This is a genomic window from Streptomyces sp. NPDC041200 (assembly GCF_055591805.1).
This window is the reverse complement of record NZ_JBVIZF010000003.1, coordinates 121,619-134,498: the sequence shown is the minus strand read 5'-3', so window position 1 is coordinate 134,498 and position 12,880 is coordinate 121,619. Positions and strand designations below refer to the sequence as shown.

12 protein-coding genes are annotated in these 12,880 nt (G+C 72.5%); 9 read left to right on the top strand and 3 right to left on the bottom strand.

What is annotated here, in order from left to right; genetic code table 11:
• Positions 1 to 18 precede the first annotated feature (18 nt).
• Together ACZ6CL_RS10265 and ACZ6CL_RS10260 are read right to left on the bottom strand one after the other, a co-directional pair.
• Positions 19 to 300, bottom strand: a complete 282-nt coding sequence (locus ACZ6CL_RS10265; protein WP_123100692.1) for an Lrp/AsnC family transcriptional regulator — start codon at positions 298 to 300, stop codon at positions 19 to 21.
• Complete coding sequence (locus ACZ6CL_RS10260; RefSeq protein WP_468933658.1) at positions 297 to 1,007, bottom strand: rhomboid family intramembrane serine protease; 711 nt, start codon at positions 1,005 to 1,007, stop codon at positions 297 to 299. The genes ACZ6CL_RS10265 and ACZ6CL_RS10260 overlap by 4 nt, the downstream gene beginning before the upstream one ends.
• Before the next feature lie 141 nt (positions 1,008 to 1,148).
• Here ACZ6CL_RS10260 and ACZ6CL_RS10255 point away from each other — a divergent pair, with 141 nt between their 5' ends.
• The 6 genes from ACZ6CL_RS10255 to ACZ6CL_RS10230 all read left to right on the top strand — a co-directional run bounded on the left by ACZ6CL_RS10255 (position 1,149) and on the right by ACZ6CL_RS10230 (position 7,935).
• Positions 1,149 to 1,394 carry a hypothetical protein gene (locus ACZ6CL_RS10255; RefSeq protein WP_385449033.1) on the top strand — a complete coding sequence of 82 codons (246 nt, stop codon included), beginning with the start codon at positions 1,149 to 1,151 and terminating at the stop codon, positions 1,392 to 1,394.
• A gap of 22 nt (positions 1,395 to 1,416) precedes the next feature.
• The gene (locus tag ACZ6CL_RS10250; RefSeq protein ID WP_468933655.1) at positions 1,417 to 2,775 is read left to right on the top strand and encodes an NYN domain-containing protein; all 1,359 of its coding nucleotides are present in this window, start codon (positions 1,417 to 1,419) and stop codon (positions 2,773 to 2,775) included.
• Positions 2,776 to 3,037: 262 nt separating this feature from the next.
• Complete coding sequence (locus tag ACZ6CL_RS10245) at positions 3,038 to 4,063, top strand: C40 family peptidase (RefSeq protein ID WP_468933652.1); 1,026 nt, start codon at positions 3,038 to 3,040, stop codon at positions 4,061 to 4,063.
• Between the two features lie 175 nt (positions 4,064 to 4,238).
• Positions 4,239 to 5,324, top strand: coding sequence for a C40 family peptidase (locus ACZ6CL_RS10240; RefSeq protein WP_468933650.1), 1,086 nt, complete (start codon positions 4,239 to 4,241; stop codon positions 5,322 to 5,324).
• A gap of 30 nt (positions 5,325 to 5,354) precedes the next feature.
• Entirely contained in the window at positions 5,355 to 6,629 is a 1,275-nt protein-coding gene (locus ACZ6CL_RS10235) for a hypothetical protein (RefSeq protein WP_468933648.1), read from the top strand.
• Positions 6,630 to 6,792: 163 nt separating this feature from the next.
• Positions 6,793 to 7,935 (top strand): glycosyltransferase family 4 protein, encoded by a 1,143-nt coding sequence (locus ACZ6CL_RS10230; RefSeq protein WP_468933646.1) that lies wholly within the window; start codon positions 6,793 to 6,795, stop codon positions 7,933 to 7,935.
• A 52-nt stretch (positions 7,936 to 7,987) separates the two neighbouring features.
• Here the strand turns inward: ACZ6CL_RS10230 and ACZ6CL_RS10225 are convergent, their stop codons facing one another.
• Entirely contained in the window at positions 7,988 to 9,784 is a 1,797-nt protein-coding gene (locus tag ACZ6CL_RS10225) for an AMP-dependent synthetase/ligase (RefSeq protein WP_468933644.1), read from the bottom strand.
• 252 nt (positions 9,785 to 10,036) lie between these two features.
• On the opposite strand from ACZ6CL_RS10225, the gene ACZ6CL_RS10220 reads away from it, so the two are divergent.
• The 3 genes from ACZ6CL_RS10220 (at position 10,037) to ACZ6CL_RS10210 (ending at position 12,816) form a co-directional block, all read left to right on the top strand.
• Positions 10,037 to 10,807 carry a metallophosphoesterase family protein gene (locus ACZ6CL_RS10220; RefSeq protein WP_468933641.1) on the top strand — a complete coding sequence of 257 codons (771 nt, stop codon included), beginning with the start codon at positions 10,037 to 10,039 and terminating at the stop codon, positions 10,805 to 10,807.
• A 66-nt stretch (positions 10,808 to 10,873) separates the two neighbouring features.
• Complete coding sequence (locus ACZ6CL_RS10215) at positions 10,874 to 11,311, top strand: SRPBCC family protein (RefSeq protein WP_468933639.1); 438 nt, start codon at positions 10,874 to 10,876, stop codon at positions 11,309 to 11,311.
• Between the two features lie 149 nt (positions 11,312 to 11,460).
• Positions 11,461 to 12,816, top strand: a complete 1,356-nt coding sequence (locus ACZ6CL_RS10210) for an ArsA family ATPase (RefSeq protein WP_468933636.1) — start codon at positions 11,461 to 11,463, stop codon at positions 12,814 to 12,816.
• The last annotated feature ends 64 nt before the right edge of the window (positions 12,817 to 12,880 follow it).

Sequence of the window (12,880 nt, the reverse complement as noted above, 5' to 3'; positions counted from 1 at the left end):
GGCCGGAGGACCGGAGGGCTAGCTGTCGAGGCCGATGGCGAAGGCCGCTTCCAGGTCGTGCTGGGAGTAGGTGCGGAACGCGATGTGCGTCTCCGTGGAGGCCACACCGGGGACCTTGGAGATCTGGCCCGGGATGATGTCCGCGAGGTCGTCGTGCTGGGCCACCCGCACCATGGCGATCAGATCGTGCGCCCCGGTGACCGAGTAGACCTCGCTCACGCCCTCGATCGCGGCGATCTTCTCGGCGATCTCCGGGATCCGGTCCACGCTGGTCTTGATGAGCACGATCGAAGTGATCACGGCTGGCTTTCTCCCTCGCTGGGCCTCGCTGCGCCGCCCACTCTATCCGGCCGCCCGAAGCGGGCCCACGCGTAGAGAAAACCGAGGGTGAAGCCCACGAGGTGGGCGAGGTAGGCCACCCCGGGGCGGGCGTCGGCCTGACGGGCGGCGAGCCACTGGAGGGTGACCCAGAAGATCAGTACGACCCAGGCGGGAAAGCGCAGCGGGAGGAAGAACAGGAACGGGAACAGGCTGGTCACCCGGGCGCGCGGAAAGAGCCAGAGGAAGGCGCCGAGGACGCCGGAGATGGCGCCGGAGGCGCCGACCAGCGTCTGCGGGGAGGAGGCATGGGCAACGGCGTAGCCGAGGAGGGCGAGATAGCCGGTGCCGATGTAGAAGAGCGCGAAGTGTATACGCCCCATGCGCTCCTCGGCCATGGCCCCGAAGACGTAGAGAAACAGCATGTTGCCGAGGAGATGCAGCCAGTTGCCGTGGACGAAGAGCGCGGTCAGCGGGGTCAGCGGCTCGGCGGGGGTGCCGCTCCACAGGGCGCTGGGGACGACTCCCCAGCGCTCGAAGTACGAGGTCTGGGCCTGGAGAAGGTCCCCGCCGGAGCCGTAGCGGGGGTCGAGCCCGGAGGCCGGTCCGAGGACGAAGATCAGGCAGCAGGTGATGATGAGGGCGTACGTCATCACGGGACGGCCGGACCCCGCCGACTTCTCGATCATGGGCAGATCATCGCGTACCCGGTACAACCTGCACAGAGCGCCTCGCCGCCGCCCAGGGGCGGGTACGGGCCCGACATCCCCCGGGCCTCAGGCCGTAGGGTTACAGGACGCCGATGAGCCGAGAAGCGAGGACGCGACACCATGGCCGTTCCCACGCCGACAGCCGAGACCCGCTGGCGCTGCACGCTGTGCGGCAACCTCACCCGTTTCGATGTGACCCGCTCGACGAAGGCGGTGGAGTTCGTGCATCTGGACCTTGCCGGAGAGGCTCGGGTCGAGGAGCGCGATGTGGTCAGTGAGACCATTGAGTCAGTGCGTTGTCGCTGGTGCAACGCGGTCGACCAGATCGAGCTGGTGGACCGTCCGAGCACGAACGCGAAGGCCTGAGAGACGGAGCGAGGAGAAGGTCGTGGACCGGACGGGCGGGCCCGGGACGGCCGGTGACGCCGAGGGTGTCGCCGAGGCGCTGGACCGCCCCCTGCCGGAAGGGGTGCGGCGGCGCGTCGTGGCGATGGTCGCGGACGCGTTCGGTGGTCTGACGGTCACCGAACTGCCACCCCAGCTGCGGCAGTACGCCCGGTTCACCCCGAACCGGCGCGCGAAGTTCGCGGGCAACGCGATGGCCGCCGCGGTGGAGAGCGACCCCGTCTTCCGGCAGCGGATCGGGCAGCGGCTGCGCGAGACCCAGACGGAGCTGACCGAGGCGATCGAGGGCGGTTCGCCGCCCGCGGCCGCCGATCCGGTGGACGTGGCGGCGGTGGCGTACGTGCTGCGCCCCGTGGGCTGGGTGAAGCTGGTCGAGGCGGCGGGCGAGGAGGCCCAGCGGGTCTCGGCCGAGCGGGCCGGTGAGGAGGCTGAGCGCGAGCTGCACCGGCTGCGCGAGGAGCTGGCCGCCGCCCGCGCGTCGGCGCGTAAGGAAACGGACCGGGTCCGTGCCGAGCTGGACGCGGCCCGTAAGGAAACGGACGCGGTGCAGCGCAAACTGCGCAGCGCGCAGAGCGATGTGAAGCGCGGGGCGGCGGCGCTGCGCAAGGCCGAGGGCGAGCTGGAGACCGTGCGGTCGGAGGCCACCGCACGGCAGGCGGCCGCCGACGGCGAGGCGCGGCGGCTGCGGGCCCGGCTCTCGGAGGCGGAGTCGGCGCTGGAGGCGAGCCGGCGCGCGGTGCGCGAGGGCCGCAGCGTGGAGGACATGCGGCTGCGGCTGCTGCTGGACACGGTGCTGGACGCGGCCCAGGGCCTGCGCCGCGAACTGGCGCTGCCGCCCGCCTCGATGCACCCGGCGGACACGGTGGACGCGGTGGAGCCGGGGAAGATGACGCCCAAGGACATAGCGACCAGGGCGCTGTCGGAGACGGACCCGGCGCTGCTGGACCAGTTGCTGGAGCTGCCGCAGGCGCATCTGGTCGTGGACGGCTACAACGTCACCAAGACCGGCTATCCGACGATGCCGCTGGAGAAGCAGCGGCTGCGGCTGTTGGGCGGCCTCGCGGTGCTCGCGGCGCAGACGGGCGCGGAGATGACGTGTGTCTTCGACGGCGCGGAGCTGGCGGCTCCGGTGCTGCTGGCGCCGCCGCGCGGGGTCCGGGTGCTGTTCAGCAAGCCGGGAGTGACGGCGGACGAGCTGATCCGGCAGCTGGTGCGGGCCGAGCCGCCGGGCCGTCCGGTGGTCGTGGTCTCGACCGACCGGGAGGTCGCGGACGGGGTCGCGCGCGCCGGAGCGCGCCCCGTGGCATCCGCCTTGTTGCTCAAGCGGCTTGCGCGTACCTGACCGCCCCTCAGTATCAGCACAGCGTCAAATGACCGTCACTGCCTGTGCGATGTTTGTAAAAGATGCGTCCGTGGCCAATTTTTTTGTCGTCGGGATTTGAACGGATCACGGCAGGGTCACTAATGTCGGCTCGAACCTTCGCGCGGTTGATCACCCATCCGGGGTGACAGCGGGGGTACCGCCGAGTCCGCGGCGTATCCGTGGAGCCGGGGTCGCGTTCCCACCCCCGGTAGGCGGCCGGAGGAAGAAGGAGATCGCCTTCGTGGCGTCCCACCGTCGACCCAAGCAGCCGAGCCGCACTCGGGTATCCGTACTCACGGCGACCGCCGCAGCCGCCGTCGCGCTCACGTCCCAGGCCGCCCAGGCCGCTCCTAAGCAGGACAAGAAGGACGTCAAGGAGCAGGTCGACAAACTCTACGAAGAGGCGGAGCAGGCGACCGAGAAGTACAACGGCGCCAAGGAGAAGCAGGAGAAGCTGGAGCAGCAGGTCGGCGACCTCCAGGACAACGTGGCGCGCGGTCAGGAGGACCTGAACAAGCTGCGCGACGGCCTGGGTTCGATGGCCACCGCCCAGTACCGCACCGGCGGTATCGACCCCTCCGTGCAGCTGATCCTCTCCTCCGACCCGGACACCTACCTCGACAAGGCGTCCACCCTCGACCAGGTCAGCGGCAAGCAGGCCGAGTCGCTGCGGAAGATCGCCGACAAGCAGCGCACGCTCAAGCAGCAGCGCGAGGAGGCGTCCACCAAGCTGCAGGACCTGGCGGACACCCGGAAGGCCCTGGGCGACAAGAAGAAGCAGATCCAGGACAAGCTCACCAAGGCCCGCAACCTGCTCAACACCCTCACCGAGCAGGAGCGCGCCAAGCTCGCGGAGGAGGAGCGGGAGCGCGCCAACCGCGCCAGCAGCCGGGTCGACCTGGGCAACGACGTGCCCGACTCGCAGCGTGCCGCCGCCGCGCTGGCCGCCGCCAAGACCAAGATCGGCTCCCCGTACGTCTGGGGCGCCACCGGCCCGTCCTCCTTCGACTGCTCCGGCCTCACCGGCTGGGCGTACCAGCAGGCCGGCGTCCAGCTGCCGCGCATCTCCCAGGACCAGGCCAACGCCGGTACGCAGATCGGCCGCGGCGAGCTGAAGCCCGGCGACCTGGTGATGTTCTACAGCGACCTGCACCACATAGGCCTGTACGCGGGCAACGGACAGGTACTGCACGCGCCCAAGCCCGGCGCCAACGTGCGCTTCGAGTCGATGGACAACATGCCGTTCCAGTTCGGCGTGCGGATCTGACGTCCGTTCGGGCGAATCGGTACAACTCCCCACGACTCCCGCCCCGTCGGTGACCTGCGGTCTCCGGCGGGGCGTCAGTTTGTGTGCCCGCGATCGGCTTTGGACCCGGGGTGGTCGCGCCGCTACTGTCTGCGCGCAGTTCCTCACCGACTCCGCGGAAGGGAGTGCGGCTCCCATGGCGTCCTCTCGCCGCTTCTCGAAACCCGGGCCCGTCCGGGCCACCGTCGTCTGGACCGCCGCCTCGGCGGCCGCCGCCACCGGCGCCGCGCTGGCCGCCCCGGCCGGGGCCGAGCCCCACGACACCACGGTGGGCCACCCTCCGGCCCGGAGCGCCACCGACCGGATCGACCGGCTCTACGAGCAGGCGGAGCGGGCCACCGAGCGCTACAACGCGGCCAGCGCCCGCACCCACCGGCTGCGCCGCCAGGTCGACCGGCTCCAGGACCGCGCGGCCCGTGGCCAGGAGCGGGTCAACCGGATGCGGGTGGCGCTCGGCGCGATCGCGGGCGGGCAGTACCGCACCGGCGGCTTCGACCCCGGTCTGGCGCTCCTGCTCTCCTCCGACCCGGCCCACTACCTCGACCAGGCCGCCATGCTGGACCGCATCAGCAGCCGCCAGGCCGGCCAGCTGCGGGTCCTGGCGCGCGCCCAGCGCACCCTGCGGCAGCAGCGCACGGAGGCCGCGGCGCAGCTGGTGAAGCTGGAGCGCGGCTGCCGGGCCGTCGCCCTCCACAAGCGCGAGGTCCAGCGCAAGCTGGCCACCGCGCGACGGCTGATGGGTGCCCTGCGGCCGGGGGAGTACGAGGCGTACGCACGCGCCTCGCGCGCCGGGGATGGGCGCGAGTACGGGGCGCACGGCCTGCCAGGCGCGCCCTCCGGTGCCGCGCACGCTACGACCGGTCCCGGGCCGTCCTCGCCGCGTGCCGCGGCGGCGTTCGGCGCGGCGCGGGCCGCGCTCGGCCTGCCGTACGCCTGGGGGCAGGCCGGGCCCACCGCCTTCGACTGCTCCGGGCTGACCCAGTGGGCGTACCGCCGCGCCGGGGTGGCGATCCCGCGCACCTCCCAGGCCCAGGCGAACACCGGGCAGACCGTGCCGCTCTCCCAGGCCCGCCCCGGCGACCTGGTCGTCTACCGCTCCGACGCCGGGCACGTCGCGATGTACGCCGGGGGCGGACAGGTGATCCACGCGCCCTATCCGGGGGCGGCGGTCCGCTACGACCCCGTCGGCATGATGCCGATCTTTTCCATCACTCGCGTCTGAAGCGCGGCGGCGGCTCGTACGATCTATGGCGTGACGGGTCGGTGGAGATCGGGGCGATGGCGGACGGCACTCTGTCTGCCGGTGGTGTGGGCGCTGCCGCTGGCCGCGCTCACCGCGTGCGGCACGTCCGTTCCGCCCGACGATCCCGCGGGGCGTGACGGGCGCGCCGTGCAGCGCATGCTCGACCAGCGGGCCGCGGCGGTCCGCGGCCGGGACGCGGGCGCCTTCCTCGCCACCGTCGACCGCGGCTCCGACGACTACCGGGCCGAGCAGCGGCGGGTGTTCCGGCGGCTGTCCGCCGTGCCCTTGCGCTCCTGGACGTACCGGCTGGTGCACACCGGCGGCTTCCGGCCCGCCGGCGGCACCGGCCGCCGCCTGGCCGCCCAGGTCGAACTGCGCTACCGGCTCGCCGGATACGACACCGCGCCCGTCGTCGCCCCCCAGTACCTGACGCTCGCGCAGCGCGGCGGGCGGTGGTTCGTCGCCGACGATGACGGCCGGGTGGACGGCAAGCCCGGCGTCGACCAGCTGTGGGACCAAGGACGGGTCGACGTCGTCCGGGGCGAGCACAGCCTCGTCCTCGGCGTCGGCCAGAACCGGCGACTGCTGCGCGGCGTCGCCGCCACCGCCGACCGGGCCGTGCCCGCCCTGGACCACGTCTGGCCCGGCTCCTGGGCCGGGCGCGTCGTCGTCGAGGTGCCCGCCTCGCTGGACCGCATGGCGGCCCTGCTGGGGGCCTCCGCGAGCGGCTACCGGGGCATCGCGGCCGTCACCACCGGCGAGGTGGGCGGCGCGAGCGACTCCTCGCCCGCCGACCGGGTGATCGTCAACCCCGACGCGTACCGGGCCCTCGGGGACTTCGGCCGTCAGGTCGTGATCACCCATGAGACGGCCCATGTCGCCACCCGCGCCGCGACCACCGCGGCCACCCCGCTGTGGCTCTCCGAGGGCTTCGCCGACTGGACCGGCTACCGCACGCCGGGCCGCACGCCGCGCCAAGTCGCCCCCGAACTCTCCGAGTCCGTCGCGAGCGACCGCCTCCCGAAGGCCCTCCCGCCCGACGAGGCCTTCCGCTTCGGCAGCCGCCCGGACCGTCTCTCCGAGGCGTACGAGCAGGGCTGGCTGGCGTGCCGCCTGATCGCTGACCGCTGGGGTGCGCGGAAGCTGGTCGCCTTCTACCGGGCGGTGGGGGCGGCGCCGCGGCGGGAGGGGGCGGTGGAGACGGGGCTGCGGGACGTACTGGACGTGAGCCTGGCGGACTTCACCGTTGAGTGGCGCAAATACGTGGCCAAGGTCCTGGGCTAAGCCCCCACCCCGCCGGGCGTACCACCCAGCCCCTCCGGCGATTGAGGAGCGGGGGTTAGAGGGCGGAGCCCCCAGCGGGGCCCGGGGCAGCGCCCCGGTTTCGGGAAGGGGCGGGGTGGGGGAACAAACCCCGCACCACCCCCACCCGGTACTGTCGGGCCCGATGGACAAGACCCTGCTCGTGACCAACGACTTCCCGCCCCGCCCCGGCGGCATCCAGGCGTTCCTGCACAACATCGCCCTCCGCCTGGACCCGGAGCGAATCGTCGTCTACGCCTCCACCTGGAAGCGCGGCGAGGAGGCCGCCGAGGCCACCGCGCGGTTCGACGCCGAGCAACCATTCCGGGTCATCCGGGACCGTACGACGATGCTGCTGCCGACGCCCCGCGTCACCCGCCGCGCCACCGAGCTGCTGCGCGAGCACGGCTGCGGTTCGGTGTGGTTCGGCGCCGCCGCGCCGCTCGGGCTGATGGCGCCAGCGCTGCGCGCGGCGGGGGCGAGACGGGCGGTGGCGACCACGCACGGGCACGAGGCCGCCTGGGCCCAGCTCCCCGCCTCACGGGCGCTGCTGCGCCGCATCGGCGAGGGTACGGACACGATCACTTACCTCGGCGAGTACACCCGCTCCCGCATCGCCGACGCTCTCACTCCCGAGGCCGCCGCCCGCATGGTGCAACTGCCGCCCGGGGTGGACGAGAAGACGTTCCACCCCGGCTCCGGCGGGGACGAGGTCCGGGCCCGGCTGGGGCTCACGGAGCGGCCCGTCGTGGTGTGCGTGTCGCGGCTGGTGCCGCGCAAGGGGCAGGACACGCTGATCGAGGCGATGCCGCTGATCCTGAAGCGGGTGCCGAGCGCGGCGCTGCTGATCGTCGGGGGAGGCCCGTACGAGAAGGATCTGCGACGCCTCGCCGAGTCGACGGGCGTGGCCGAAGCCGTACGCTTCACCGGTCCGGTGCCCTGGGAGGAGCTGCCCGCCCACTACGGCGCGGGCGACGTGTTCGCCATGCCGTGCCGTACGCGGCGGCGCGGGCTGGACGTCGAGGGCCTGGGCATCGTCTACCTGGAGGCGTCCGCGACCGGGCTTCCGGTGGTCGCCGGGGACTCCGGCGGCGCACCGGACGCGGTGCTGGAGGGCGAGACCGGGTGGGTGGTGCCGGGCGGCTCCGCGGAGCAGAGCGCGGAGCGGATCGTCGCCCTGCTGGAGGACGAGGCACTGCGCCGCCGGATGGGCGAGCGCGGCCGCGCCTGGGTCGAGGAGCGCTGGCGCTGGGACCTGCTGGCCGACCGGTTGCGTTCGCTGCTCTGAACGGACAGGAGCCCGGGGCCTTTGAGGAAAAGCCCCGGGCTCCCGGCCCGGCTCAGCTGCCGTACAGCGCCTCGATCTCCGTCGCGAAGTCCTTCGTCACGACATTCCGCTTCAGCTTCAGCGACGGCGTCACATGCCCCGAGTCCTCGGTGAACTGCTGCGTCAGCACGCGGAACTTCCGCACCGACTCCGCCTTCGAGACCGCCGCGTTCCCGTCGTCCACCGCCGTCTGGATCTCGGCCAGCAGATCGGCGTCCTCGCACAGGTCGGCCACCGTCGCACCCTCCGGCTTGCCGTGTTCGGCGGCCCAGCGGGGCAGGAACTCCTCGTCCAGGGTGATCAGCGCGCCCACGAACGGGCGGCCGTCGCCGACGACCATGCACTCGGCGACCAGGGCGTGCGCCCGGATGCGGTCCTCGATCACCGCGGGGGCGACGTTCTTGCCGCCCGCGGTGATGATGATCTCCTTCTTGCGGCCGGTGATGGTGAGGTAGCCGTCCTCGTCGAGGGCGCCGACGTCACCGGTGTGGAACCAGCCGTCGGACAGCGCCTCGGCCGTCGCCGCCTCGTTGTTCCAGTACTCCGTGAACAGATGATCCCCGTGCAGCAGCACCTCGCCGTCGTCGGCGATACGGACCACCGTGCCCGGCATCGGCTGGCCGACCGAGCCGATCTTCTGCCGGTCCCACGGGTTGAAGGTGGTGGCCGCGCAGGACTCGGTCAGCCCGTAGCCCTCCAGCACCGTGAAGCCGATGCCCCGGTAGAAGTGGCCGAGCCGCTCACCCAGCGGCGCGCCGCCGGAGATGGCGTGGGTGGCGCGGCCGCCGAGGGCGGCGCGCAGCTTGCCGAAGACCAGCCGGTCGAAGACCCGGTGCTTGAGCCGGAGTCCGAAGGACGGCCCGGACTCGGTGTCCAGCGCCTTGCTGTAGGCGATGGCGGCGTCGGCGGCCTTGTCGAAGATCTTTCCCTTGCCCTCGGCCTGGGCCTTGGCCCGCGCCGAGTTGTAGACCTTCTCGAAGACCCGCGGCACGCCCAGCACCAAGGTCGGCCGGAACGCGGCGAGTTCATCGGTGAGCGTCTTGATGTCCGAAACATGGCCGAGTTTGATCGGCGCCAGCACCGCGCAAATCTCCACCAACCGCCCGAAGACATGCGCTTCCGGGAGGAAGAGCAGCACGGAGGAGTCACCGGTGGCGAAGATGGGTTTCAGCCGGGCCACCGCGTTCCCGCACTCGGCGAAGAAGCTGCGGTGCGAGAGGACGCAGCCCTTGGGGCGGCCGGTGGTGCCCGAGGTGTAGACGATGGTGGCGGGGGAGTCCGCGCCCGCGAGCGAGGAACGCTCGTCCACCGTCTCGTCCTTGACGTCCGAACCCAGCGTCCGCAGCGTCCCGATCGCGTCGTCCTCGATCTGCCAGATGTGCTTGAGGTCCGGCAGGGTGTCCCGCACGGACTCCACGGCCGCCTCGTGCACCCCGGTCTCGACGAGGACCGCGACCGCGCCCGAGTCGCTGAGGATCCACCGCACCTGCTCCGGCGAACTCGTCTCGTACACCGGCACGGTGACGGCGCCCGCGCTCCAGATGGCGAAGTCCAGCAGCGTCCACTCGTAGCGGGTGCGCGACATCAGGCCGACCCGGTCACCCGGCGAGACCCCGGCCGCGATCAGGCCCTTGGCGGCTGCGCGCACCTCGGCCAGGAAGTCCGCCGCGGTGACGTCCTCCCACCGGTCGCCGACCTTGCGGCCGACCACCGCCACATCCGGATGCTGCGCCGCGTTGCGTTGGATGAGGTCCGTCAGATTGCCGTCGGCCGGAACCTCGTACAGGGCCGGAAGGCTGAACTCGCGCAAGACTGCTGCTCCTCGTGGGCGCCGGCGCCGCTGCAGGGCAATGGGGAGTGCTGGACTGCCCGGACGTTACCCATCGGTATGACTTCGGGATAGGGGTTTCCGTACAGATGTTTTATGCGTCACACACCACCCTCGTATCGCCCGCAGACTAGTCGACGGCCACCAGAGCCCGGAAGGAACCGCAGGTGGACGCGGGTCACGACGAGCAGAACACCTTACGGACGGATGGTCACAGGTCTTAGGGTGACACGCATGCGAGTCCACGTGGTGAGTGACGTGCACGGGAACAGTCAGGACCTCGGGAAGGCGGGCGACGGGGCCGACGCCCTGATCTGCCTCGGTGACCTCGTCCTCTTCCTCGACTACGCCGACCACTCCCGCGGCATCTTCCCCGACCTCTTCGGCGTCGAGAACGCCGACCGCCTGGTCGAACTCCGCACCGCCCGCCGCTTCGAGGAGGCCCGCGAGCTGGGCAACCGGCTGTGGGAGGGGCTCGATCGCAACGCGGCCATCGAGACCGCCGTCCGCAGGCAGTACGCCGAGCTGTTCGCGGCCTTTCCCGCCCCGACGTACGCCACCTACGGCAATGTCGACATACCGCGGCTCTGGCCGGAATACGCCGAATCCGGCACCACGATCCTCGACGGCGAGCGGGTCGAGATCGGCGGTCTCGTCTTCGGCTTCGTCGGCGGGGGCCTGCGCACGGCGATGCGCACCCCGTACGAGATCGACGACGAGACGTACGCCGAGAAGATCGCCGCGCTCGGCGGCCGTGGCGACGTGGACGTGCTGTGCACCCACATCCCGCCCGAGGTGCCGGACCTCTGCTACGACACCGTCGCCCGCCGCTTCGAGCGCGGCAGCAAGGCGCTGCTGGAGGCGATCCACACCATCCGCCCCCGCTATTCGTTGTTCGGCCACGTGCACCAGCCGCTCGCCCGCCGCATGCGGATCGGCGCCACCGAATGTGTCAACGTCGGACACTTCGCCTCCACCGGCACCCCCTGGGCCCTGGAGTGGTGACCCAGCCGCGATAGCCTTCACCGGCAGACACCCCATGCGGCGGACCGGTACGGAGGAGCCACGGCGATGGCGGAACACACCAGCTCGAGCATCACGATCGAGGCGGCACCGGCCGACGTGATGGAGGTGATCGCCGACTTCGACCGTTACCCGGAGTGGTCCGGTGAGGTGAAGGAGGCCGAGATCCTCACCAAGGACGATCAGGGGCGCGGCCAGCAGGTGCGGATGGTGCTCGACGCCGGGGCCATCAAGGACGACTACACGCTCCAGTACACCTGGACCGCCGACCAGGTCAGCTGGTCCCTGCTCAAGTCCCAGATGCTGCGCACCCTCGACGGTTCCTACCGGCTGGCCCCGCTGAACGGCGGCACGAGCACCGAGGTGACGTACCAGCTCACCGTGGACGTCAAGATCCCCATGCTCGGCATGATCAAGCGCAAGGCCGAGAAGGTCATCATCGACCGGGCGCTCGCGGGCCTGAAGAAGCGCGTCGAAGCCGCGTAGCCCGCTCGTCGGCCCCGTCCGGCGCGTGGTGTTCGGCGCGCGGCGTCCGGCAGGCGGGGAGGGGGCCGCCTGCGGGGTACGCTCCGGCGGGGGCGGCCACTGGGAGCCGCACCGCACACCCACGTACCACCCCGCCGGAGGCTCCTTTCATGCGTACGGTCCTCGTCACCGGTACGGGCGGCGCGGGCCGCACCACCGTGGCCGCCGCGACCGCCCTCGCCGCCGCCCGCGAGGGACAGCGCACCCTGCTGCTCACCGCGGACCGGGACGGCACGCCCGAGGCGCTGCTCGGCATCGGCCCGCTGAGCGGCTCGCCCGGCCGCAGCGCCGACCGGCTGCCGTGGTCCGTACCCGTCGCGCTGACCCCCGGGCTGTGGGCCGCCCGGGTCGTCACCGATGAATGGTTCCGCGACGAACTGACCGCCCTCCAGGACCGCGGCCGGAGCATGCTCGACATGCTGGGCTCGACCCCGCTGGACGGCGAGGAGATGACCGTGCTCCCCGGCGTGGAGGCGCTCGCGCTGCTGCGCGCGCTGCGCGTCGCGCAGACCGCCCCGCCCGGCACCGGCTGGGACGTCCTCGTGGTCGACCTGCCGCCCGCGCCGGAGACCGTCGCCCTGCTCGCCCTGCCCGATCAGCTGCGCCGCTATCTGCGGCGGCTGCTGCCCGCCGAGCGGCAGGCGGCCCGCGCGCTGCGGCCGATGCTGGCGCAGCTGGCCGGGATGCCGATGCCCGCGCAGAAGCTGTACGAGACGGCCGCGCGCTGGGAGCGCGAGCTGGCCGCCGTCCAGGACGTCCTGGAGTCGGAGGCCACGACCGTACGGCTGGTGGTGGACCCCGGGCCGCTGGCCGACCGCGCGCTGCGCACCGCCCGCGCCGGGCTCGCGCTGCACGGCTGCCGGGTGGAGTCGGTCGTCGCCAACCGGCTGCTGCCCACCGGCACCCCCGACGCGTGGCTCGGGGCACTGTCAGGGCAGCAGCAGGCCGCGCTGAAGGAGCTGTACGAGCAGTGGGCACCGGCCACGCCGGTCCGCGAGCTGCCGCACCTGGGCCGCGACCCGCAGGGCCTCGGCGACGCCACCGACACCGCCGACGATGCCTCCGCTGACGTCTCCGGGGTGGTCTCCGGCGTGGTTTCCGGAGTGGTGGTCTCCGGCGGGGGCGGCGCGCCCCGCCCGGCCGCCGGACTGGCCGCGCTGGCCGGTCCCGTCGGGGCGCCCGACCCCCGGCCGGACCGCCCGGCGGCCGACCCGTGGACCGTCGAGGACCGGCTGGCCGACGAGGGCGTGCTGCTGTGGCGGCTGCCGCTGCCCGGCGCCTCCCGGGACGGGCTGAACCTGGTCCGGCGCGGCGACGAACTGATCGTCACGGTCGGGCCGTTCCACCGCGTGCTGCCGCTGCCGTCCGCGCTGCGCCGCTGCACGGTCTCCGGGGCCGGGCTGCGCGAGGGCCATCTGCAGGTCCGCTTCACCCCGGACCCCGACCTGTGGCCGAAGCGCCCCTGACCGCTTCCGGGGCATCTGACCCCGGCCCCTCGTTCCGGTAACGTCGAGAGCAAGCCCGGTTGAA